The following is a 22,439-nucleotide window of genomic DNA, read 5'->3' as shown; positions in this document are numbered from 1 at the left end:
AAAAAAGTAAATTACTTATCTTATGTAAGTATAATACAAAATGATTCCTTTCTTGTCAATGAAAAATAGTTGCTTTTTTTTCGTAAGTTAATAAGTTATACATCTGGACTTCAACTAGTATGAAAACCAAAAAATTCCGTATACAAAAAAGCTATCTCCATATTTCATAGAGATAGCTTTTTATCACATATTACTTTTGAAAAACATGTTTCACTTTTTCACTTGGAACGTTACTTCCACCTCTACCTTTTACATCTTCAATCATCATCGTAACAATCATGTCAGGTGAATTCAAATCAAATGCAGTGAACCATCCAAGTTCTTTTCCTTCTGCTTCTTTTGATACTTTTAACTCAGCCGTTCCTGTTTTACCAGCAAGGGTCATACCATCAATCTTAGCAACTTTTCCCGTACCATCTGAATCATTAATTACTTTCGTTAAAGCAGTTTTTAATATATCTTGATTTCCTTTAGAAATCACATTTTCTTTCCAAGGTTTTGGTTGGTTATCTGTTTTAATAAGATGCGGAGACGGTATATTTCCTTCATTTACAATCGGCGCATATGTTAAAGCTAAATGAAGAGGCGTCATTAACACTTGACCTTGTCCATATCCCGTGTCTGCCATTTGAATATCATTTTTAATTCCATCTTTTGCAATTTTAGAAGCTGGGAATCCGTATTCAATTGGTAATTTTTCATCAAATCCGAATTTCTTTGCTTCACTCATAAATTTATCTTTTCCAATTTTTATAGCTTCTTGTGCAAAGTAAATATTGTCAGAGTACTTCATCGCTTTATCAAAGTCAATTGGGTTCGCATCTTTCACACGAGTTACATAATAATTGCCCCATGAAGAATCTTTCGTCCATTGCAATCCTTCAATTTTCAATTCCTCTTTCGGATCGATTGTTTTTGTTTCAAGACCAATTGCACCTGTAATAGGCTTGAATACTGATCCAGGAACTGATAGTTGTGTAAATCGATTTGTCATCGGTTTTTTCAGATCCTTATCCCACGCTTCACGTTGTGCTTTTGATGTACCTCTTACAATAATATTAGGATTATAAGCTGGGCTACTTACAAGTGCAATTGTCTCACCATTCTTCGGATTCACTGCCGCACTTGAACCAGCTTCTCCCTTCATTTCATTATAGATTTTCTCTTGAACGGCACTATCAATTGTTAAATTTACATTTTCTCCATCTACTGCGTCTGTTTTCGCTAAATTTTTAATTTCTTTTCCTTGCGCATCTTCTATAAAGACACGGCCACCTTTTTTACCGCGTAACTTTTCTTCAAATACTTGTTCTAAACCAGCTTTTCCAACCGGGTCATCTGCTTGATAACCTTTTTTCTCAAGTGTTTTTAAATCCTCTGCATTCACTTTTCCCATATAACCTGTTAAATGGGCTGCAGCTTCTCCTAACGGGTATGTACGAACATCTACTGGACGTGTTGAAACACCTGGTAAATCAATATAAGCATTTTGCGTTGTACCTTCTTGCAATATGCCAATTGGCACAAGATAATTTGGTTTTACCCATTTAGCAGCTAACTTTTGGTCAATTTCTTCTACAGACATATTTAACAGCTTCGCTACTGCTTCCTTCGTTTGTGGAGCAGCGTCACCTAACTTCTCTGGAATGATTCCAATTTCAGAAGCTTTTCCATTCGTCGCAAGTCCTTTTCCGTTACGGTCATATATTTCACCGCGCTTTGGCTGTTTTGTTTGCATACGAATTTTGCTATCTTTTGTCATACTTGGGAAAATAAAATCTGGCGTCCAATCTATTTTCCAAGATTCTTTATCCCCATCTTTTTCTTTTACCATTTTCGCTTCATGAGCGAAGGAAATATTCCCACCTACTGTATCCATGCTAACCTTAAAAGGAACAGGCCCTTTATCTTCTTTATCATCTTTTACATCGCCTGTTTCTACTTTCAAGTTTTTCACTTCTATACCTGCATAAATCTTTTCATATTTCTCCGTAAACTCTTTTTTCGAAATGGTTTTTTTTGCGTTTTCTGACAATTGATCATACATATCTGCAAATTTTTGTTTATTCCATGCTTTTGCATATGTATCAAACGCTTGTTGTGGTTTCTCTTCTTTACCGCATCCAACTAAAACGAGTGCTACGCAAAGAAGAAGCAATCCCCATATTTTTTTCAAACGATTCTCCTCCTTTTGTTACTCAACAAATTTCTACATGTAATCAGGGCTTTCGCCTTCAGCATACATGCTATTTTCCATTATAGCACTATTGAATCTCATCCATAAAGCTATATCTAGTCATACAAATAAAAAGATTGATATGAACATGTAAGTTCACATCAATCTTTTTTCTATTGTTGCTTCTCGTATATATGGTAATAATACGTGTACGGATTTTTTTCATCCGTAACACCCTGCTCGACAAAAACTTCTTTCCAATTCGTCATATCAATTTCTGGGAAGAATGTATCCCCGTCAAAGGAATGATGAATTTTTGTTATATATAATTTTTCTACATGCAGTAAAAATAGCTCATAAATTTGAGCCCCACCAAAAATAAAGATTTCTTCTTCATCTTTACAAAGTTCAAAAACTTCTTCAACAGAATGAGCAATTTCGCAACCTTCCACATGATAATCATCGTTACGCGTTACGATAATATTGCGTCTTCCTGGTAGCGGTCTTCCGATTGCTTCATAATTTTTTCTCCCCATAATAAGTGGGTGTCCCATCGTAGTCTTCTTAACATACTGTAATTCACTTGGTAAATGCCACGGCAATTTATTATCTTTACCAATTACTCTATTCTCGTCCATCGCCACCATAAATGAAATAATCATCTTTTCATCTCCTCTACAATTACACTGCAACCGGTGCTTTAATTGCTGGATGTGGATCATATCCTTCTAATGTTAAATCGTCCATTTCAAAATCAAAAACAGATTTTACATCTGGATTTAATGTAAGTTTCGGGAATGGACGTGGTTCACGTACTAACTGTTTTTCTACTTGTTCAAAATGATTCGTATAAATATGTGCATCTCCAATTGTATGAACAAACTCTCCTACTTCAAGACCACATTCATGAGCAATTAAATGCGTTAACAGTGAATAGCTTGCAATATTAAATGGAATGCCTAGGAAAATATCACCACTACGTTGATATAGCTGACATGAAAGCTTCCCATCTGCTACATAAAATTGGAATAATGTATGACAAGGCGGTAGTGCCATACTTGGCACGTCTTCAGGGTTCCATGCTGAAACGATTAGACGGCGTGAATCCGGAGTCTTCTTGATCATTTCAATGACATCTTTTAACTGATCGATCGTCTCACCTGCTGTCGTTTTCCAAGCTCGCCACTGCTTTCCGTATACATCTCCTAAATAACCATACTTGTTTGAAAAATCATCATCTTCTAGCACATTCTTTTTAAATACTTCCATTTGTTCATCATATTGCTTCTTAAACTCTTCATCTTGCTGAGAACGAAGTCCAAAGTCCGTCATATCCGGCCCAGTGTATGCATCGCTTTCTACCCAGCTTTTAAACGCCCATTCATTCCAAATATTATTATTATTTTGAAGCAAATAACGAATATTTGTATCACCTTTCATAAACCAAAGCAATTCGCTTGCTACAAGGCGAAATGGAACTCGCTTTGTCGTCAATAAAGGAAATCCTTTACTAAGATCGAAGCGCATTTGATATCCAAATACAGATACAGTGCCTGTCCCTGTACGATCTTCTTTCTTTGTGCCATTCTCCATTACATGGCGGCATAAATTTAAGTATTCATATTCAGCATGTTTCATATGTAGGAAAACCTTCTTTCAATCTTATATGGAATTTATCATAACATGAATGATAGCAAATTTAACAATCCAAATTAATAAAAAACATTTCTATATTAACAGAATTCTAAATAAATAATAATTTTATTCATTCTTACAAAATTATTAACTTTCAACATTTTAAAAGGTTTTTATTTTCTATTACCGAAAGTATAGTGCGGAAGGATAAAAATTATATTTGGAGGTTAGAAGTATGTCTAAAATTGAAACTCCTGTTACGACTTCGTTACAAACAACAGTTGAAAAAATGATGAAAGATTTAAATGTTCCTGGAGCTGCTGTAGCTGTTATAAAAGATGGTGAAGTTATTATTTCAGAAGGATTTGGCTATCGTAATATAGAGACAAAAGAAGCTGTTACACCGAAAACACGCTTTGCAATCGGTTCAGCAACGAAAGCTTTTGGTACACTTTCATTAAGCTTATTAGCACAGCAAAAAAAGTTTGATTGGGATACCCCTGTCCAATCTTATATACCTAACTTCTCTATATCCGATATACTTGCTAGCTCACAAGTTACAGGGCGTGATTTAGCTTCTCACCGCACTGGAGTAAGTCGTCACGATGCTCTTTGGTACAGCTCTTCCTTAACTCGAAAAGCTCTCATTGAAAAAATAAAACATTTACCACTTGATGCACCGTTTCGTACAGCATTTCTATATAACAACTTAATGTATGCGACAATTAGCTATATTGTAGAAAATATTACAAATCAAACATGGGAACAATACGTGACCGAACATATTTTAGAACCTCTTCATATGCAGCAAACGAACCTCTCTGTTACAGACTCACAAAATACAAGTGACTATGCATTACCTTATATTCAGGAAAATGATGAAATGAAAGAAGTTCCATTCCGTAACATCGATACAGTTGGCGCTGCTGGGTGTATTAATTCTACGATTGAAGATATGGTAAATTGGGTGCTTCTTCACCTAAACAAAGGGAAGTTTGGAGATCACGAGTTAATCTCCTCTGAATTATTACAACAAATGTATACACCGCACAATACCATTCCAGATCAACCATTTTTATCACTTCCTGAATCTCCATTAAATAGTTACGGACTTGGTTGGTTTATTAGTGCTTATCGCGGTTATAAAGTGATTCATCACGGCGGGGCTATCGATGGATTTACTGCGCTTGTTTCATTCATGCCGAAAGAAGATATAGGCCTTGTCATATTAACAAACGCTGGAAATACATTGCTCCCTACTTATCTTGCTAACCAAATTTATGACGAGCTTCTCGCACTAGAAACAATTGACTGGCATAAACGCGCTTTACAAGATAGTGAAAAAATAAAAGAAATGATGAAGGAAACAACTGAATCTCTTCCTGAGCAAATAAAAGGAACTACACCTTCTCACAAATTAGATGACTACACTGGTACTTTTGAACATCCTGCTTATGGAGCATTGCAAGTATACAAACGAGATGATACTTTATCTGTACAATTTATGGAGATGGAAATTCAATTACAGCACCATCATTACGACATATTCTCCGCACCAGTTAACTTATTCCAAACGAAAATGAGTTTATTATTTGCTTATGAAATGAATGTGAGTGGTGAATTTCCATCCCTTCAGTTACATGTGCCAGCTATGTTAAGTACTCAGCCGCTGACATTTACGAAAGCTAAATAGTTTATTTAATAGTAATCAAAAAGTAGGTGTGAAATAGCACACCTACTTTTCATTCGTCATTTCACTATCAAACCAAATCGGCTTCGATAACTCAAAGTTTTTATGATCTTCTAATACAATATGGAGACGTTCTAACATATCATCTAGCATATGCGGTGCTGCCCGTAAACACCAAACAACTGAAGAGAAAACCGTCATCCCAACGTATACTGCATATAATCTCCAAAACTCCTCCGGTATTCTACCATTAAAGTATCCTACTATTTGTCCGATTGAATACGGGATACTAATGTCTCTTGCAAATAGTGCAATCTTTACGAAATCATGTAGTGGATCACCCCAATCATAACCGTTAAAATCAACAACACCTACATATTTCCCCTCCCGTACAATTATATTTTCTAAATGAAAATCATCGTGTTGAAATCGATTTGGGCGATTCTTTACATATATTTCATTTTCATCTATAAACTTAATGATTTTATCATCATTTTCAATTTTTATTCCGCATGTTTTATATGCATCTACATATTTTCTATGTTTTTTCATTGCTCTTTCATACCATGAAAGTATATTCTTAGGAGCTTCATATGTATGCATTTTTGCTAAATCTTTTCCTGCCTCGATACCAATTTCATATTGTTCTTTAGGTGTATATGTAGGCAACAGCTTTTTCGCATCTTCCCCTTCTAAATATGAAAAAATACTATAGCATAAATCTTCTTCCAACATGCCGATTTCAATTGGTCTTTGGGCCTGTACGTCTCGTTCTTGCATTTCATTTAAAATTTGAAACTCCATTTTCTTTCTTTCATACTCTTTTATATCGCCTGTCCGTAACAAATATTTTTTATCATCAGTGGTCGTAATGATATATTTTTTATCAGGAGAGAAACCTTTAGAGATTTCTTCAATATTTGCTGCATCTTTTACTATTTGTATATTGTTTTTCCACATTGTAATTGTCTTCATGTCTATTCTCCTTACATTTCTGCATTCGGTGTATACGCAACCTCTACAATAAATCCATTCGGGTCGTAAAAATCAATCGTATAGTATCCATCTAAATAATGATTCATTTCGATCGGACCACGTATTACCTTCACTTTCGTACTAGAAAGAAACTCTGCTACCTCATCAACTATTTCTCTATTAATAGCTTGGTAACAAATATGTCTAGGCCTTAAAGTCCTTACAATTTCCTCATCTACTTCTTTAAAATACACTTCACTTTCTCCCGTACTATATGCTATTTCATTTAACTTTCTCCATCCAATTATTGAAAACAGGATGTCGTAAAAAGAAATGGACTCATCTAAATTTGCTACCCAAAATTCAATATGATGAATACCTGCTCGAAGTTTATTCATATTAAGAATGTGCCCCCTGTACTACTTGCACAATTTCCATCGGCGTATTGACCATATAATCTGGTGCATCTTTTTTAACTGTTTCAATGACATCATATCCCCAAGATACCCAAATTACGTTCACCCCAGCCCTTTTACATGCTGCTACGTCTCGCTGTTCATCACCGACATATAACATGTCTCGCTCTGCTATCTTTTTTGATTTTAAAAATCTTTTTATCATTTTATCTTTACCGAATAAATTTTTAGAACAATACACTTCTTGAATATTTTCTATCCCATTATTGTGTAAAAACGCCCGAATATGCTCTTCTGCGTTCGAAGATATAACCGCAATTCCGTAGCCTTTTTTATGTAGTTCCTCTAATACATCCTTCATTCCATGAAATAAAACGAGATCTTTTATAGCAGGTTGGTACAATTTATAAAACTCTAACGCTAATATAGGTAATTTATACAAGGGGACATGAAGCTTTTTGCATCTTTCAGGAATAGATAGTTTTCGTAAAGGCTCAATCTCTTCCTCACCTACCGTTTTATACCCATGCTTTTCAGCAAGTTGATTATAAATTGGAACAAATATATTTTGCGAATCTACTAACGTGCCGTCAAAGTCGAAAACAATGTATTTTTGCATTACACATACTCCCTTAGTTTCTTTTTTATCTAGACATACTTTATTCAACAATCTGGTACGCTTCACCTTTCATACAAATAAAAAAGAACAAGATTTTCTCTTGTTCTTCATTAAGACAGCCATTTTGGAGGCACATTTGTATTCCAATAAATATTCCCTAATTCATGATGTCCTGAGTATCCATCATCAAAACAATGATAGTGGAAATTAAAATAATATCCATCTTGCGGTGGATGATCTCTCCTTACATGAAATCGTAATAAATCATTTCCTGTTTTCGTATCATATACATGAAAAATCTTCTCATTATTTCCACCAGCTGGTTTTTGGGAAATTGCTAATGATTGTAACGATTCTTCTGGCACATCATTGGCAAGTTCCGCAATTGCTTCTTCAATTTTAGGTAATATAACATCTTTAAACTCATCTTCAATTACAGGACCAATTTTAGAACCAAACTTTTGCATAGATTGCTGCTCGGCTTCTTGCATCGCATAAGTTATAAAGCTATCAGTGGTTAACCTTTCATTCGTTTCTTCATATGTATAGGACGTTTGCTCCAAATTTTGTTGCCTTGTACTTGTAGGCTTGTCCGCTGCTTTTGCATTATCAAGCAAAATAGAAGGAGGCGTCACTAAACCAAATGTAAATACAGTAATTAATGCGACTAAGGTTTTTCTAAACCAATTTGGCATTTTCATTTCCTCCCCTTTCACTCATTATATTTTATATAACGGTTGTTTCTTCCATTATACAAAATGATTGTAATTTTTGCACTTTACAAATTTGTTAACGTTCACATATTTTTCACTTGAATATAGAATTGTAAGATTTCATACACTATAACTACAACATCAACGAGGAGGGAATTCAATGACCCTAGACGTCATGTACTCCGCCATAAGCATTTTCGTTCTACTATATTTCATGTATCAGTGCATCACAGACTAAAAAAGAGCCTTTTCGGCTCTTTTTCTATGGCAAAAATACAATCCATCCAATTAATACTATGAAAATAACTCCAATGATTATAGCTGGTATTAAATAAAACTGAGAGAGTATTACTGTCCCGTACATGAATACAGCTGGAAGAAATAAATAACGGTTCGCTTTCCATCTTAGCAAAATTAATTTTCCTTCTTCACAATATAAATGAAGAAACATTTTTTCCGTAAACTCATTCCAATAATCTCGTGCATAACGAGAGATCGCAAATAAAGCAAATACAAGAATGATAGCCGTTATCCACCACGGAGCCCTGAAAATGCTTATTGTGCTTATTATAATAATTTGAATATAAAATTTCAACGAACTCCCTGTACGGAAAAATTCTTTTAAAAATGATTCTACAATACGCAAATCAGATTTTTTTCCTAATATCCTTTTTGAATGTGGGAACATCCACGGTTTTTTATTCGAACTACTCGGTTTCGCTGCATGTCCGCCAACTTGCATAATCCCCATCGTCCAGCGCATACTTTCTTCTTTTTCTTTCTCAATTTCTTTAAAAAAGAAGTTCTTATAATTCAGCTTCTTTTTTACTAAGGCTAAGCTAACTAAAACAGATAAACCAATAAATAAAATTGAATAAATCGGGCTTTTATAAATGAAATACATACCACTTCCAAGGAAAATCAAACCGAAAGAAAATAACAATTTTTTTACAATCCATAAAACCCAACGTTTCCCCACACGTACATTTATAAATCGCATCAATAACGATAACGTAAATCGAAACACAGTAAAAAAGATCCAAAATAATACAATTTGTATAAATGGTGCTCCCATATTTTTAATCAATATAGGTAACATAATGAATACTACAATTACATTCGTTATCGCAATCCGAATAAACGTGTATAGCAGGCCATACTTCATTAATTTTTGCATATGTACTGGATACGAAATTAAAAATAAGCTGTCTGCTTGTTCAAAGAATGACCGAGCTCCCCTTGAAAATGTAACAAAGTAAAATGCAAATAATCCTAATAAAAAATAAACGGTCTCTTCCATCGATAACTCGTTTACCCATAGTGAACGATAATAAATCCCACAAAATATAAGTGCCGGAATAATAATGTATAATGCTATAGTCCAATCTGTTACGGAACGTAACGACTTCCATTTCCTTTGCAATTCATGGCGTAATCTTTTATTAAATTGTTGTTTAATCATGTTGTTCCCGCCTTACAATTGCATCAAAACAATCTAATAATGGACTTTCTGGCATTCCCGCTAACGATTGAATCGCTTCTAAATGCCCATCTGCCACTAACGTACCTTGTGAAATAAGTAAGAATCTCTCACAAATCCTTTCTGCTGTATCTAATACATGTGTACAAAGTAAAATTCCAGCCCCCCGCTCTTTTTCTTTATATAAATAATTTAAAAATTCCCGGGTCGCTACTGGATCTAAACCGATAAAAGGCTCATCAATAATATAAAAATCTGGTTCTGTTAAAAATGAAAGAATAAGCATCGACTTTTGCTTCATACCTTTTGAAAACTTCGATAAATATTCATGTATATGCTTTTCCATTCGAAACGTGTGTAATAATTCCTTTGCCCGTTCTTCCCAACTTCCCGCTTCATACCCACGGGCAGCCATTAATAACTCAATATGTTCCCATAATGTTAAATAATCATAATAAGTTGGGTGTTCTGGTACATATGCATAGGGATCTTTCTTTTCACCAAATGATATTTCACCATCCATATTCACAAGTAAACCGAGCATTGATTTAATTGTCGTACTTTTTCCAGCACCATTTGCACCAATAAGAGCAACTAACTTCCCTTTTTCAATAGCAAACGCTATATTGCGGATTGTTGTTTCACCTGTTTCATATCCTGCTGAGCGGATATTCACTTCTAACATATCCATTCCCTCTTTCCATTTACACTACTATCAAGGAAAATGATACCATATTTTCTTTTAATATAGTATTCTACATGCATTTTATTAAATGTTAATTTTCATAGCAGGAAAAATTCTTTTTTTACAGAAATTTAAATGTTTGGAGTTTCTAAAATTAACTGGAGTTGATCTTATGGCATTTCATATTCGAGAAGCGACAATATACGATTTAGATACACTATGCTCACTTACAAAAGAATTAAAGGGATCTTCAATCTCTCATGAAGATATGAAAAACCGCCTACAGTTTGTTAAAATGAGTCCTTTTGATTTTTTATACGTTTATGAGGAAGATAATACTATATTTGGATTACTAGGTTTTCGCATACGTGAAAACTTAGAAGATATAACGCGTTATGGAGAAATTTCAATTATTAGCGTGGATTCCACAATACGGCGAAAAGGAATTGGACAAATATTAATGGACTATGCGGAGCAATTAGCAAAAGAGCATAATTGCATTGGTACGTGGCTTGTCAGTGGAATAAACAGAAAAGAAGCTCATCCATTCTATAAAAAATTAGGGTATGAAGTGAATGGATATCGATTTGTGAAACATTTTTAATCTAGTAATCATTAGAAGGAGACATACTTATGACAAACATTCAAGCAATCTTTATTGATCGTGACGGAACAATTGGTGGCGACACTACAATACACTATCCTGGTTCATTTACTTTATTTCCATTTACAAGAGATTCCTTACACAAATTAAAAGCTCAGCATATAAAACTATTCTCCTTTACTAACCAGCCAGGTATTGCAGATGGAAAAGCAACTGCAAGTGACTTTATACAAGAATTAAAAGCATTCGGTTTTGATGATATTTACCTCTGTCCTCATAGACATGGTGAAGGGTGTGAATGTCGTAAACCGAGTACAGGTATGCTCCTTCAAGCAGCAGAAAAATACGAGCTCGATTTAACTACATGTGTTGTCATCGGTGATCGGTGGACTGATATCGTCGCTGGTGCAAAAGTAAATGCGATAACAATACTAGTTCAAACTGGCGCCGGGCATGACGCATTATATACATATCGTGATCAATGGGCACATATTGAACCAAATTACATTGCCGAAAACTTTGAAGACGCTACGAATTGGATATTAAAACAAAAAAATAATATATAAACATCATTAGGTGTCTTCCCTTTGAAGACACCTCCTTTACTATTAAACTACCTATACAGAAGAAGCCCTTTGGCAATCAATCATCTTACCTCTTTTCTTAGAAGCCTAACATATGAAAAAGCTCAGCCTATGAACTAAAATCATAGGCTGAGCTTTTTTATGTATTCGTTTTCAAAAAGTTAATTCATAATGAAAATAACGATTGTCTCTCAAATATCCATTCTCAGCATATAATCTCTGTGCTGATAGATTATCAATCTCTGTTTGTAATTTTAAACCTTTCGCACCATTCTCTAATGCAAATTCTCTAGCGGCTTCTAACAATTTCTTACCTGTTCCTGCTCCACGCTTATTTGCTTGCACAAAGAGGTCATTTAAAATCCATAATTCTTTCATCGAAATGGAGGAGAAAGACGGATATAATTGTGTAAATCCAAGATATTCTCCATCTTCAACCGCTACAAAAATGACAGATTCTTTTTTCTCAATACGATTACGTAAAAATACTTTTGCTTCTTCTACATTTGATTTTTGTTTATAAAATACTCGATAATTATTAAATACAGGTGCTAATCCATCTAAGTCTGCAATTGTTGCCTCATATACTTTCACTTTACTCCGCTCCCTTTCCAATACTGTTTCATAATACTTGTTGCCCACTCTGGTTGTATAAGTTCCTCAGTTGGTATAAATTCTCTCATAACAGGCTTTATATCCAATATAGGCGTACCATCAATTGCATCTAGCCCTTCAACAACAATTGATTTCCCTTCTCTTCTTAACACTTTAGCAATTGTTGCTCCCAATCGATTCGGACGATTTTTTCCACGCTGTGCAAAGATCCCTACCTTCGGATATTCCATATTATTTCGAGGATGTCTAGCTACATATTGAATTTGTTCATCTGTTACTTTATGAAAATAGAAAATTACTTCAATGTGAGAAAAACTTTCAATCCCCTGTATACTTTCTTCTGAAAAAGAATCTGTTAAAGTAATGAGCGATTGTACTTCGCCCCACTCATCATCTACTATCATCTTTCTTTCATTATGTACAAATGCAATTGGTTGAAGTGAAAACATTCATATTCCCCTCCGATTTATGTAACCACTTATTACATTATAAAATATTTTCTGAATGTTTTCCATCCATATACATATTGTTTACATAATTAAATTATAGTCTATCATTTTCCAAAGCAATATTTACAGCTTCAATAGCGTGTATGAGAGCTGTATCAAATAAAGGAACTGGTGAATCTTCTTGCTTTACTAATAACCCTATTTCTGTGCAACCTAGTATGATCCCTTTTGATCCCTTTTGTACTAAATCATCTATTACTTCTTTATAAGAATCCCTTGATCTTTGATTGATTGTTCCTAAACATAACTCATTATATATAATTTTATTTATCGTCTCTCTATCACTTTTAGTTGGTATTATAACTTTTATTCCATTTTTTTCTATTCGCAATCTATAAAATTCCTGTTCTATTGTATACTTTGTTCCAAGTAGGCCAACTGATTGAATGCCACGCTTTTTTATTTCTACAGCCGTTGCATCAGCAATATGTATAACAGGAATATTTATTTTGGCTTTTACATGATCAATAATTTTATGCATTGTATTTGTGCAAATAATAATGAAATCAGCTCCACCTTTCTCCAAAGACTGTGCAGCTTCTCCTAATAACACTCCTGCTCTTTCCCAATCTCCTTCAGATTGAAATCGTTCAATCTCTTCAAAATCAACGCTGTATAAAAGACATTTCGCAGAGTGTAATCCCCCTAGTCTCTTTTTAACTTCTTCATTTATTATTCGATAATATTCAGAAGATGATTCCCAGCTCATTCCACCGATTAGACCTATCATTTTCATCAAAAAACCACCCCACTCACTTATACTTTAATGGTATATAAATAAAAATTTAATATATAATTTATACATATTAAAACAAGCATTTACATTAAAAAACATAAAGGCTTGTTCAAAACTCTTCCAGACAATAATCAATACAAAACAACTTATAGTTTAATATCCTTCATAGCCTTACTATCCCAAATGACACCGAATCCAGGAAGTGGAACCATAACTATTCCAATCTATCTCCTGCACCTCTTTTCATTTCCGTGGAAATATTTGAAGAATATTCAGAAAATATTTCAAAGAGTTTTTACAGATGACTTATATTTATAATCAAAACATATACGATACAATTTTTTCATCTCATGGTAAGACGGGATACGCGGATTATTATTTGGGCTACCACTTTCAATCGCATCTTTCGCCATTTTTGAAATAGCATTTTCAAATTCAACTTCTTCAATCCCATATTCTCCTAAATTAGGAATGCGAAGATCAAAGCAAAGCTTCTTTATTTCAGAAATCGTATAATTTGCTAACTCTTCATCTGAATACGATTGTAAATCAGGATTCAAGCTGCGCCCTACTTCCGCCAATCTCTTTATTGAGCTATCTTTTGTAAAATCTAAAACCGTTGGTAATAACATCGCATTTGATATACCGTGTGGTACATAAAATAAAGCACCAATTGGCCGGGACATTCCATGAACTAACGTAACCGATGCATTTGAAAAAGCAACCCCAGCTTGTAAGGAAGCAATCATTATCGCCTCTCTAGCTTCCATGTCATCTCCATCTTCATAAGCAATACGTAAATATTTCATAATGCTACCAATAGCGGAAAGAGCGAGCACATCAGTAAGAGGCTGTGAAACTCTAGAAATATAAGCTTCAATCGCATGACATAATGCATCTATCCCTGTTGCCGCCGTAATATGAGGTGGTACAGAGCGTGTTAATATTGGATCGATAATTGCTATTTTGGGAGTGAAACTCGGGTGTTTTATCATCATTTTTACATCTGTTTTTTTATTTGTAATAACTGCTACACTCGTTACTTCTGATCCAGTCCCAGAAGTTGTTGGAATCGCGATGAGAGGTAACGGTTTCCTTTTTATTTCTATACGATTTTGAACGTAATCTTCCACCGCTCCTCCATTTGTAAACAGCACCGCTACCGCTTTAGCGGCATCCATACAGCTTCCTCCCCCAAGACCTATAATAAAATCACATTTTTCCTTTTCACAAATAGATAACGCTTCCAAAACATGAATATTTGTCGGTTCAGCATTAAAACATTTTTATATGTGACAGCTTCACTCCCCTTCGCATGTAGCTGCTTCACACACGATTCAATATACCCTAATTTCTCCATAATAGCATCGCTGACAATAAAAGCTTTCTTTCCTAATTTACTCGATTGCTCTCCTAATTTCTCAAGTGAATTTCTCACATATAAAACAGCTCTCGGCATACGAAACTCCGCAATTTCTTGCAAGTAGCCCACCCCTTCTTTTCCAAATAAATATTTTATTATGTGAAATATCCATATGATAAAATTAACTATTCCACTTTACTCCTATATTTTCTCATAGTAGAATCTATACTTTAATAGAGTCCTGTTAACGTATAGAATGCGATTACTAAAAATACCGCAACCGTTTTCAAAATTGTAATTGCAAATATATCGCGATACGATTGTTTATGTGTTAACCCCGTTACTGTAAGAATTGTAATAATAGCACCGTTATGTGGTAATGTATCCATTCCACCTGATGCCATTGAAACTATGCGATGCATCACTTCTAATGGAATGTTATATTGTGTCGCTGCTGCAATAAATTTATCTCCCATCGCACTTAAAACAATTCCCATTCCGCCTGATGCAGATCCTGTAATTCCAGCCAAAATATTTGTCGTCACTGCACCGTTCACTAGTGGGTTAGTAAACGTCGCCGAAATGCTGTCTCTCATAATCGCAAAGCCTGGAAGCGCTGCAATAACGCCACCAAATCCAAACTCAGCTCCTGTATTCATTGTTGCAAGTAACGCTCCTCCAATACTGGTATTTAATCCAGCTTGGAATCCAGTTACAACACGTTTCCAATATAATAAAAGTGTCGTTATAATTCCTAGTATGAGTGCTAATTCTACAGACCAAATGCCGAGTACTGCACTTAACTCAACCTTTCCAAATGTTTTCATTCCAATTACTGAAAAATCAAAACCATTTGGATACCACTTTGGTATCGTCATCGTAAAGAATTTATTCATTACACCTACTAAAATAAGTGGCACAAAAGCAATCACTTGCTGCATTCTTGTAATTTCCATCTCTTTTAAAGATGGCATGTCCTTTTGTTCTACTTCTAGAGATGCTGCCATTTCGGAATCCCCATCGTTAAATCCAAAGTATCCTTCTCCTGCTGCCTTTGCTTTCTTACGCCGACTCTCTAAATAGATTAATCCTAACGTTAAAACAAAAATTGCCCCTATAATACCAAGTATTGGCGCTGCATAAATATCTGTTTTAAAAAACGTTGTAGGAATTACATTTTGAATTTGTGGCGATCCGGGAAGGGCATCCATCGTAAACGTTACAGCTCCAAGAACAATCGTTCCAGGTATTAATCGTTTTGGAATGTTTGCTTGTCGAAATAATTTTGCAGCAAATGGATATACAGCAAACACAACTACATATACACTTACGCCGCTATACGTTAAAACAGCTCCCATTAAAACGATTGCTAAAATTGTTCGCTTTTCCCCTACTAATTCTATAATTGTCTTTGCAATCGAATCCGCAATCCCCGACATTTCTACTACCTTTCCGAAAATCGCTCCAAGTAAAAATACTGGAAAATACAACTTAATAAATCCTACCATTTTCTCCATAAAAATATTTGAAAAGAAAGGTAAAACGAAACTAGGTTCTGTTAAAAACACTGCAAATAGAGCAAAGATTGGAGCGAATAAAATAACAGAAAATCCTCTATATGCAACAAACATAAGTAAACTAAGTGCTAATAAAATGATAACTAGCTCCAACTATATCCCCCCTAATTTAACTGAAAATTCAATCTTTTAACCCTGAAATTATTCCCATACTTCACTTCCCTTTATGTATTCTTATCACTACACCATTTCAAATCGTGACATCCCTCCTCTTTTTATAACAAAATTTTCATACTAAAGATGTCTAATTATACATATTCGATTACATACAAAAAATCCCTTTAAACAAAAACGAAGTCCCCCTCTATTGAATAAATCATCATCCTTTCTATATTACCAAACATTCTACCTTTTCAGATTGCTTACATCGTGTTTAGCAATTTTTCTTTTCTACTACAATTAGAGTTACAAAAAATATGTACATGTTGTATGATAAAGTGAAAGTTTTCTTCATTCCCATTACTCGAATGTTTACAGTTAACTCTTCATTATTGTAACTATTTAAAATGAAATGTGTTACGATCCATTCATAGGAGATACATATAATCTAGTAGAAAAATGGTGAAATAAATGTCAATTACATTAATCTTTATAACGGCTTTCACAATCGTCATCCACGCAGTCGAAACTAGCTCTTACAGCATTCGATTAGCTGGTGTGCGTTTAAAAAAGATTGCCGTTGCCTTATCTGTTGTAGGAATGGTCTTACTCATTTCGCGAACATCTAACTTACTACAAGCTTTTTTAATTGGTGGTATTGTTGATCAAGCGAAACTAGATTCTTCTATTGATTTAGAAAAGATTATTCGTCTCGTTCTATTATCGGCTTCAATCGGTACATTGCTTGCCATCATTCTGTACCCAACTTTGACAAAACTATTTGGATACGTCATTCAAAACTTTGAAACTGACGGTTCATTCATTCGAATGATGAAAACAAACAATATACAAAAATTGAAGTATACAAAAAAATATGTACGTTTCCCCAAATTTGAAATGATTCATCGTATGAGAGTTGGTGGCATTCCTAAGCGAATTATGCTTATTAATATGTTTGCAACTGCGATTTATACAGCGGGCGTTCTTTCTGCCTTATATGCTTCCTTTTTAAATCCTGATTATGCCACAAATGCAAGCACTGCCTCTGGACTTGTGAATGGTCTTGCTACAATTTTATTAACTGTACTATTAGATCCGCGTATCGCTCTTTTAACAGAGCGAGCTCTTCAATCTAAAGATGGTGCTGAGGCGATGAGTAAAATGTATGGTTGGCTTATGATTTCTAGACTTCTCGGTACACTATTAGCCCAGCTTTTATTTGTACCTGGTGCGTATTGGATTTTATGGATTATTGAACTTATGCATTAATTGACAAACATATGATTCTCGAAAATAGGAATGAGTTCATGTACTAAAATGCTGTGTAAAGAAAGGGCAATGAAGCATGTACGTAAAAACAGAGCAAGATATTATTCAAATGATAGAACAAGATACTTGGATGATGGACGTATTACATACAGCAAAGTCTTTACGACTACCTGACTGGTGGATTTGCGCAGGATTTGTTCGCTCTAAAATTTGGGATGTTTTTCATGGATATGAAGTTAGAACTCCAACACCAGATGTTGATATTATCTATTTTGATCCATTACATATAAGCACAGCCTTTGAACAAACGTTAGAAGATAAACTTACACAGTTAGATTCTACTATTCCATGGTCAGTGAAAAATCAAGCGCGGATGCATGTAGTCAATAATATGCCGCCTTATTCTTCATCAGTTGATGCTATTTCTAAATTTCCAGAAACAGTAACCGCTCTTGGTGTTACGCTAGATGATAGTAATCATGTCGTTTTAACATCTCCGTGTGGAATAGACGATGTTCTTTCATTACAAGTGAAACCGACAGCTCATTTCCTCGAAACGAAAGAACGTATAGATATGTATAAGGAAAGAATCGTTAAAAAAAACTGGCCAAGCAAATGGCCTAACATTACAATCTTTTATCCAGAAACTTAGCCACAGAAAGGGGTGCTTCTCATTTCATGAAGCACCCTTTCCTATTGTATCTCGCTCTTTATGAGCAATGAAAGCTAATAATCGGTGGGAATGGAGCCACTAACTGATTACAATTACAGTTTCACTTTATTTCAAAAATCGAAGTACAGTTTCAGCGAATTGATCTGCCGCTTCATAATGCGGTGTATGACCGCTCTCTTCAAAAACGATAATTTTACCATCTTGAACATCCCGGTTAAATGCTTGCATTTGCTTCTCACAAGTTACTACATCATGTTTACCTACAATTAATAACATTGGACTCTTTACATCTTTTAATTTTGATAATAAAGACGTATGGCATGCTCCTTCCACTTTCAATCTATCAAAATGGACTTGCGAACGATTAGAAAACTCTTCCCACTCTTCGTCACTATACACACTATAGTCTGTTTCATCCTCAATTGTATTATAAATTTCCATTCTGTTTTCTTCTAATTCACCACTTAACCTTATATAAGCTTCTAGCAGTTCTTCAGAAGTAGCATTACTCGTTGCAAAAGCTATACATTCTTTCGCTTCTTCTTCTTTCCCGTACTTCCCCAGCAAAATCCCTGTTTTTTTTAATAGTGCTCTACTTGTTAGAGCGAAATCAAAAGTAGGCCCTTCAAATATTATTTTGTCAATAGAGTTTGGATACATTGACACATATAATAACGCTAAAAAACCACCGAAAGAATGCCCAATCACAGACCACTGTTTAATTTGTAATATCTTTCTTAACTCTTCACAGTCTTCAATAAAATCACGTAGTCCAAAAGATTCTGCCTCAGTGATTCCTTCTGAACGACATACACCTCGTTGATCTAGCGTAATGAAATAAAAAGAGCCTTTTAAACGTTCTACCTGATGAAAGGAAAAATCGTAACAACTCTCTCCTGGTCCCCCGTGCAAGTATAATACTGATTTATTTTCAGGAGCGCCATGTGTTTCGACATATAGTTTTTTCCCTCTAACGTTTATTAGATTTCCTTTTCTAGTAGGATTATATTTTGTTCTCATCCTCCCCCTCCTTTTTCACTGAATATTTTAACATTTAATGTTAAATAATCCCAATCGCATTCAAGAAGACAATCACAATTGCAATTGGAGCAACAAATCGAAGTAAGAATATCCAACAAATAAATACTGCCTTCCCGTAGCTTCCACCTGCGAAAAATTCAGCTTCGAGTATTTTTTTCTCCATTTTAAATGATACGAAAATACTAATAAACAAAGCTCCAAGTGGCATTAAAATATTACTAGATAAGAAGTCTACTGCATCAAAAATATTTTTCCCAAAGATTGTAATCTCACTCCATACACCAAATGAAAGTGCGGATGGAATTCCTACTAAGAAAATAAAAAATCCGACTGTCCATGATAATTTCTTTCTTCTTTCTTGCTCTCCATTCGCCATTGCTGACACAACTGTTTCTAATAAAGAAAATGCCGATGTTAATGTAGCGAATGTAAATAACGCAAGGAATACTGTTAAAAAGAATCCGCCAAATGGAATTTGACTAAATACAGATGGTAATACGATAAATAGTAATCCTGGCCCTTCTGTCGGTTCCATTCCTAATGAAAATACTGCTGGAAAAATAGCAAGTCCTGCAAATAAGGAGACAAATAAGTTCAATCCAACAATCGTTACTGCTGACTTTGGTAAACTTTCTTTTTTGTTTAGATAAGAACTATACGTAATCATAATAGAGATCCCAATACTAATAGCAAAGAACGACTGACCCATTGCGAATAAAATACTTTCTGAAGTAATTTTTGAGAAATCAGGTTGTAAGAAAAACTTTACGCCTTCCATCGCATGATCAAGTGTTAATGAACGAATAATAAGAGCGACAAATAGAACAAACAATGCTGGTAACATGTATTTACTTGCTTTTTCAATTCCATTTTGTACACCTTTTGATACAACCCATATCGTAATAAACATAAATGCAAAATGACCGATAATAGCCCAAACTGGATTCCCAATTGTTTCTGTAAATAATGCGCCATAATTTTGCCCTGGAGTCATAAGTTGTCCTGTTACTCCTCGGAATAAATAAATGAGTACCCAGCCACCAACAACGCTGTAAAACGAAAGTAAAATAAAACAAGTCCCAACGCCAAGGCGTCCAATCCAGTGCCATCCTGTATTTGGTGCGATACTTTTAAATGCTCCAATTGCTTGTTTTTGTGTACTGCGTCCAATCATAAATTCAGCTATTAATAACGGTAGTCCAATTAATACAGTGAATAATATAAAGATTAAAAAGAATGCTCCTCCCCCGCTTACACCAGCGATATAAGGAAACTTCCATATTGCGCCAAGACCAATTGCTGATCCTGCTGCTGCCATTATAAAACCTAATTTCGAAGTCCATTGCTCCGTCTGTTTCATCTTCTTTTCCTCCAAATAAATTATTTTATATAAATAGATAGATATTATTTACCAATCCAAATAAAACCTCCATTTCTTCCTATATATAATAAAAAATGGCCTAGCATCTCTTTTTTATATAAAGAGACGCTAAGCCATTTACTTAACGCGGTACCACCCTTATTGATTCCATTATGAATCCACCTTAGTAGTAATCGTTTGATTACAAACCTGATATCGAAGGTTAATCGTTAAGATTTACTAAGAATTAGATTCTGTTCTACCTTACTGCTCCTAGGCGAGTTCAGGATGCTATTTGACTATGTCGCACCAACCCATAGCTCTCTGTACAAACACATGACCTTACTACTCCTATTCAACACATTGTAATATTCTAAATATATTTTCTTTTGAAATTACTATGAAGTATATCTGTTATATTTGTGACTGTCAAGTGAGAAATAATTTTTTTGTCGAAAAAAAGGATTTGCTCAAAATATATGGAAAATATTTATAAATTAAAAGTGTCAGGAGAAAACAATTTTATGGCCCTTTTGAAAAATGGATGTTTTTTTGTCATTCGTTCTCTTTTCATTATCATCGGAATTATTGCGATTTGTTGTTTGCCACAATTGTTTTTAGGTAAATCAAAGCAAGCTCCGGCTTTTCAAGGAATGGAACCTCCTCCAGTATTACAATTTAATATGAGCCAATATGTAGACTCCATACTAAACGTTATCTCTTCTTTATTTCACCCTACTACAATCACTTATAAAGTAAGTATTGCTGGCATTCAATCACCTGACCGAGATTTATTTTCATATTTACTTGACTCTTATATTCATACACTAATCATTATGATCTGTGCTTTCCTTGTTGCTATACTCCTTTCTACCATAGAAAATACTATTAAATAATCCTTTAAATTTGATTCAACATTTCCGTAACCTACACGCTTAAAAATAAATAATATAAAAAACAGATTATAGATTTTCACAAAAATTACATATTGTATAGAGTTTTTATTTTTTGCTAGAAAAAAATAAAAACTTAATTGCAGATGCGACGATTAGTACAACAATAAAACTTATAAAGCTCCTTATAACAAATGACATAGATAAAATATCTTTATGATCGAGTAAAAAATAGATAACTTGTTCCGTTACTGCAACAGTTAAACACACCAATACAAATACATACATCTTGTTTTTCATAGTGTACAACTCCTATCAGCCCCATGCCCAGCTCTTTTTTCTACTGCTAAATCTAATGTTTTTGGGGTTCAGCCGCATCGCCATCAATCTAAGAAATACAAATACCCCCAAAACAAGAAAATTGACAACTTCATGTGAAATTGTACATTTTTTTGCCTTCGGCGTTATAAGATTCTTAAGTTGATGGATGTGTATGGTGACCCCTATTACTCCTTTTCATTTTTTTACATGTAAAATTATAATTTGTAAAGAAGATAACCCAATATAAATTCCATTTAAAAAAACATTCAGATTTATCGATTTATTTATATCAAAAATATTATACAATATAAACTATCCGTAGTATGAGAGGCTACTTTGGTGTGAAAATTACCAATTTCAAAAGTTTATCTCCATATTTTCATTCTCAAAGTACATTTATTTAAAT

22 protein-coding genes, 1 pseudogene and 1 other annotated feature are annotated in these 22,439 nt (G+C 34.3%); of the genes and pseudogenes, 6 read left to right on the top strand and 17 right to left on the bottom strand.

Features of this window, described 5'->3' with window-relative positions; all coding sequences use genetic code 11:
- Positions 1–190: 190 nt before the first annotated feature.
- The 3 genes from DJ93_RS23590 to DJ93_RS23580 form a co-directional block, all read right to left on the bottom strand.
- Positions 191–2,176, bottom strand: a complete 1,986-nt coding sequence (locus tag DJ93_RS23590; RefSeq protein ID WP_042983519.1) for a penicillin-binding transpeptidase domain-containing protein — start codon at positions 2,174–2,176, stop codon at positions 191–193.
- Between the two features lie 173 nt (positions 2,177–2,349).
- Positions 2,350–2,838 carry a dihydrofolate reductase gene (locus tag DJ93_RS23585; RefSeq protein ID WP_042983518.1) on the bottom strand — a complete coding sequence of 163 codons (489 nt, stop codon included), beginning with the start codon at positions 2,836–2,838 and terminating at the stop codon, positions 2,350–2,352.
- 19 nt (positions 2,839–2,857) lie between these two features.
- Positions 2,858–3,814 carry a thymidylate synthase gene (locus tag DJ93_RS23580; protein WP_042983517.1) on the bottom strand — a complete coding sequence of 319 codons (957 nt, stop codon included), beginning with the start codon at positions 3,812–3,814 and terminating at the stop codon, positions 2,858–2,860.
- A 232-nt stretch (positions 3,815–4,046) separates the two neighbouring features.
- Here DJ93_RS23580 and DJ93_RS23575 point away from each other — a divergent pair, with 232 nt between their 5' ends.
- Positions 4,047–5,504 (top strand): serine hydrolase, encoded by a 1,458-nt coding sequence (locus DJ93_RS23575; RefSeq protein WP_042983516.1) that lies wholly within the window; start codon positions 4,047–4,049, stop codon positions 5,502–5,504.
- 42 nt (positions 5,505–5,546) lie between these two features.
- Here the strand turns inward: DJ93_RS23575 and DJ93_RS23570 are convergent, their stop codons facing one another.
- From DJ93_RS23570 to DJ93_RS23545, 6 genes are all read right to left on the bottom strand, one after another.
- On the bottom strand, positions 5,547–6,476 hold the full coding sequence (locus tag DJ93_RS23570; RefSeq protein WP_042983515.1) for an aminoglycoside phosphotransferase family protein: 930 nt from the start codon (positions 6,474–6,476) through the stop codon (positions 5,547–5,549).
- 11 nt (positions 6,477–6,487) lie between these two features.
- Positions 6,488–6,874 (bottom strand): VOC family protein, encoded by a 387-nt coding sequence (locus DJ93_RS23565; protein WP_042983514.1) that lies wholly within the window; start codon positions 6,872–6,874, stop codon positions 6,488–6,490.
- A 1-nt stretch (position 6,875) separates the two neighbouring features.
- Entirely contained in the window at positions 6,876–7,511 is a 636-nt protein-coding gene (locus tag DJ93_RS23560) for an HAD family hydrolase (RefSeq protein ID WP_042983513.1), read from the bottom strand.
- A 110-nt stretch (positions 7,512–7,621) separates the two neighbouring features.
- Entirely contained in the window at positions 7,622–8,206 is a 585-nt protein-coding gene (locus DJ93_RS23555; protein WP_042983511.1) for a YpjP family protein, read from the bottom strand.
- 280 nt (positions 8,207–8,486) lie between these two features.
- Positions 8,487–9,686 (bottom strand): ABC transporter permease, encoded by a 1,200-nt coding sequence (locus DJ93_RS23550; protein ID WP_042983510.1) that lies wholly within the window; start codon positions 9,684–9,686, stop codon positions 8,487–8,489.
- Positions 9,679–10,389, bottom strand: coding sequence for an ABC transporter ATP-binding protein (locus tag DJ93_RS23545; RefSeq protein ID WP_042983509.1), 711 nt, complete (start codon positions 10,387–10,389; stop codon positions 9,679–9,681). Before DJ93_RS23545 ends, DJ93_RS23550 begins: the two co-directional genes overlap by 8 nt.
- Before the next feature lie 172 nt (positions 10,390–10,561).
- Here DJ93_RS23545 and DJ93_RS23540 point away from each other — a divergent pair, with 172 nt between their 5' ends.
- Complete coding sequence (locus DJ93_RS23540) at positions 10,562–10,993, top strand: GNAT family N-acetyltransferase (RefSeq protein ID WP_042983508.1); 432 nt, start codon at positions 10,562–10,564, stop codon at positions 10,991–10,993.
- Between the two features lie 29 nt (positions 10,994–11,022).
- Positions 11,023–11,559 (top strand): HAD-IIIA family hydrolase, encoded by a 537-nt coding sequence (locus DJ93_RS23535; protein ID WP_042983507.1) that lies wholly within the window; start codon positions 11,023–11,025, stop codon positions 11,557–11,559.
- Positions 11,560–11,730: 171 nt separating this feature from the next.
- Here the strand turns inward: DJ93_RS23535 and DJ93_RS23530 are convergent, their stop codons facing one another.
- The 5 genes and pseudogenes from DJ93_RS23530 to DJ93_RS23510 all read right to left on the bottom strand — a co-directional run bounded on the left by DJ93_RS23530 (position 11,731) and on the right by DJ93_RS23510 (position 16,470).
- Positions 11,731–12,171: a GNAT family N-acetyltransferase gene (locus tag DJ93_RS23530; protein ID WP_042983506.1), complete on the bottom strand. Its 441-nt coding sequence runs from the start codon at positions 12,169–12,171 to the stop codon at positions 11,731–11,733.
- On the bottom strand, positions 12,168–12,641 hold the full coding sequence (locus DJ93_RS23525; RefSeq protein ID WP_042983505.1) for an SAM-dependent methyltransferase: 474 nt from the start codon (positions 12,639–12,641) through the stop codon (positions 12,168–12,170). Before DJ93_RS23525 ends, DJ93_RS23530 begins: the two co-directional genes overlap by 4 nt.
- 94 nt (positions 12,642–12,735) lie before the next feature.
- Entirely contained in the window at positions 12,736–13,437 is a 702-nt protein-coding gene (locus DJ93_RS23520; RefSeq protein WP_042983504.1) for an aspartate/glutamate racemase family protein, read from the bottom strand.
- A gap of 284 nt (positions 13,438–13,721) precedes the next feature.
- Positions 13,722–14,920, bottom strand: a pseudogene (locus tag DJ93_RS23515) (iron-containing alcohol dehydrogenase).
- 110 nt (positions 14,921–15,030) lie between these two features.
- Entirely contained in the window at positions 15,031–16,470 is a 1,440-nt protein-coding gene (locus tag DJ93_RS23510) for a GntP family permease (RefSeq protein WP_042983503.1), read from the bottom strand.
- A gap of 477 nt (positions 16,471–16,947) precedes the next feature.
- Here DJ93_RS23510 and DJ93_RS23505 point away from each other — a divergent pair, with 477 nt between their 5' ends.
- Entirely contained in the window at positions 16,948–17,745 is a 798-nt protein-coding gene (locus DJ93_RS23505) for a lipid II flippase family protein (RefSeq protein WP_042983502.1), read from the top strand.
- Positions 17,746–17,821: 76 nt separating this feature from the next.
- Positions 17,822–18,397 (top strand): nucleotidyltransferase family protein, encoded by a 576-nt coding sequence (locus tag DJ93_RS23500; protein ID WP_042983501.1) that lies wholly within the window; start codon positions 17,822–17,824, stop codon positions 18,395–18,397.
- Between the two features lie 126 nt (positions 18,398–18,523).
- Here the strand turns inward: DJ93_RS23500 and DJ93_RS23495 are convergent, their stop codons facing one another.
- Both DJ93_RS23495 and DJ93_RS23490 read right to left on the bottom strand, forming a co-directional pair.
- A complete protein-coding gene (locus tag DJ93_RS23495; protein ID WP_052109619.1) occupies positions 18,524–19,438 on the bottom strand; it encodes an alpha/beta fold hydrolase in 915 nt (304 codons plus the stop codon).
- A 40-nt stretch (positions 19,439–19,478) separates the two neighbouring features.
- Positions 19,479–20,819, bottom strand: a complete 1,341-nt coding sequence (locus DJ93_RS23490; protein ID WP_042983500.1) for a sodium-dependent transporter — start codon at positions 20,817–20,819, stop codon at positions 19,479–19,481.
- A gap of 119 nt (positions 20,820–20,938) precedes the next feature.
- Positions 20,939–21,187, bottom strand: a binding site (T-box leader).
- Positions 21,188–21,298: 111 nt separating this feature from the next.
- Between DJ93_RS23490 and DJ93_RS23485 the strand changes: the two genes are divergently transcribed.
- On the top strand, positions 21,299–21,715 hold the full coding sequence (locus tag DJ93_RS23485) for a hypothetical protein (protein ID WP_241484317.1): 417 nt from the start codon (positions 21,299–21,301) through the stop codon (positions 21,713–21,715).
- Positions 21,716–21,820: 105 nt separating this feature from the next.
- Here the strand turns inward: DJ93_RS23485 and DJ93_RS23480 are convergent, their stop codons facing one another.
- Entirely contained in the window at positions 21,821–22,012 is a 192-nt protein-coding gene (locus DJ93_RS23480; protein WP_042983499.1) for a hypothetical protein, read from the bottom strand.
- Positions 22,013–22,439 lie beyond the last annotated feature (427 nt).

Origin of the sequence: Bacillus clarus, from assembly GCF_000746925.1 — a bacterium.
Lineage (GTDB): Bacteria > Bacillota > Bacilli > Bacillales > Bacillaceae_G > Bacillus_A > Bacillus_A clarus.
Note: the sequence above shows the minus strand (reverse complement) of the source record. Positions and strands in the feature narration are given on the sequence as shown.

What these genes read in the sequence shown, in the direction of transcription:
- DJ93_RS23540 (WP_042983508.1), top strand. Translation starts at nt 10,562, where the DNA reads ATGGCATTTCATATTCGAGAAGCGACAATATACGATTTAGATACACTA.
- DJ93_RS23505 (WP_042983502.1), top strand. Translation starts at nt 16,948, where the DNA reads ATGTCAATTACATTAATCTTTATAACGGCTTTCACAATCGTCATCCAC.
- DJ93_RS23575 (WP_042983516.1), top strand. Translation starts at nt 4,047, where the DNA reads ATGTCTAAAATTGAAACTCCTGTTACGACTTCGTTACAAACAACAGTT.
- DJ93_RS23585 (WP_042983518.1), bottom strand. Translation starts at nt 2,838, where the DNA reads ATGATTATTTCATTTATGGTGGCGATGGACGAGAATAGAGTAATTGGT.
- DJ93_RS23485 (WP_241484317.1), top strand. Translation starts at nt 21,299, where the DNA reads ATGGAAAATATTTATAAATTAAAAGTGTCAGGAGAAAACAATTTTATG.
- DJ93_RS23535 (WP_042983507.1), top strand. Translation starts at nt 11,023, where the DNA reads ATGACAAACATTCAAGCAATCTTTATTGATCGTGACGGAACAATTGGT.
- DJ93_RS23545 (WP_042983509.1), bottom strand. Translation starts at nt 10,389, where the DNA reads ATGTTAGAAGTGAATATCCGCTCAGCAGGATATGAAACAGGTGAAACA.
- DJ93_RS23480 (WP_042983499.1), bottom strand. Translation starts at nt 22,012, where the DNA reads ATGAAAAACAAGATGTATGTATTTGTATTGGTGTGTTTAACTGTTGCA.
- DJ93_RS23490 (WP_042983500.1), bottom strand. Translation starts at nt 20,819, where the DNA reads ATGAAACAGACGGAGCAATGGACTTCGAAATTAGGTTTTATAATGGCA.
- DJ93_RS23570 (WP_042983515.1), bottom strand. Translation starts at nt 6,476, where the DNA reads ATGAAGACAATTACAATGTGGAAAAACAATATACAAATAGTAAAAGAT.
- DJ93_RS23565 (WP_042983514.1), bottom strand. Translation starts at nt 6,874, where the DNA reads ATGAATAAACTTCGAGCAGGTATTCATCATATTGAATTTTGGGTAGCA.
- DJ93_RS23520 (WP_042983504.1), bottom strand. Translation starts at nt 13,437, where the DNA reads ATGAAAATGATAGGTCTAATCGGTGGAATGAGCTGGGAATCATCTTCT.
- DJ93_RS23525 (WP_042983505.1), bottom strand. Translation starts at nt 12,641, where the DNA reads ATGTTTTCACTTCAACCAATTGCATTTGTACATAATGAAAGAAAGATG.
- DJ93_RS23580 (WP_042983517.1), bottom strand. Translation starts at nt 3,814, where the DNA reads ATGAAACATGCTGAATATGAATACTTAAATTTATGCCGCCATGTAATG.
- DJ93_RS23560 (WP_042983513.1), bottom strand. Translation starts at nt 7,511, where the DNA reads ATGCAAAAATACATTGTTTTCGACTTTGACGGCACGTTAGTAGATTCG.
- DJ93_RS23495 (WP_052109619.1), bottom strand. Translation starts at nt 19,438, where the DNA reads ATGAGAACAAAATATAATCCTACTAGAAAAGGAAATCTAATAAACGTT.
- DJ93_RS23500 (WP_042983501.1), top strand. Translation starts at nt 17,822, where the DNA reads ATGTACGTAAAAACAGAGCAAGATATTATTCAAATGATAGAACAAGAT.
- DJ93_RS23550 (WP_042983510.1), bottom strand. Translation starts at nt 9,686, where the DNA reads ATGATTAAACAACAATTTAATAAAAGATTACGCCATGAATTGCAAAGG.
- DJ93_RS23555 (WP_042983511.1), bottom strand. Translation starts at nt 8,206, where the DNA reads ATGCCAAATTGGTTTAGAAAAACCTTAGTCGCATTAATTACTGTATTT.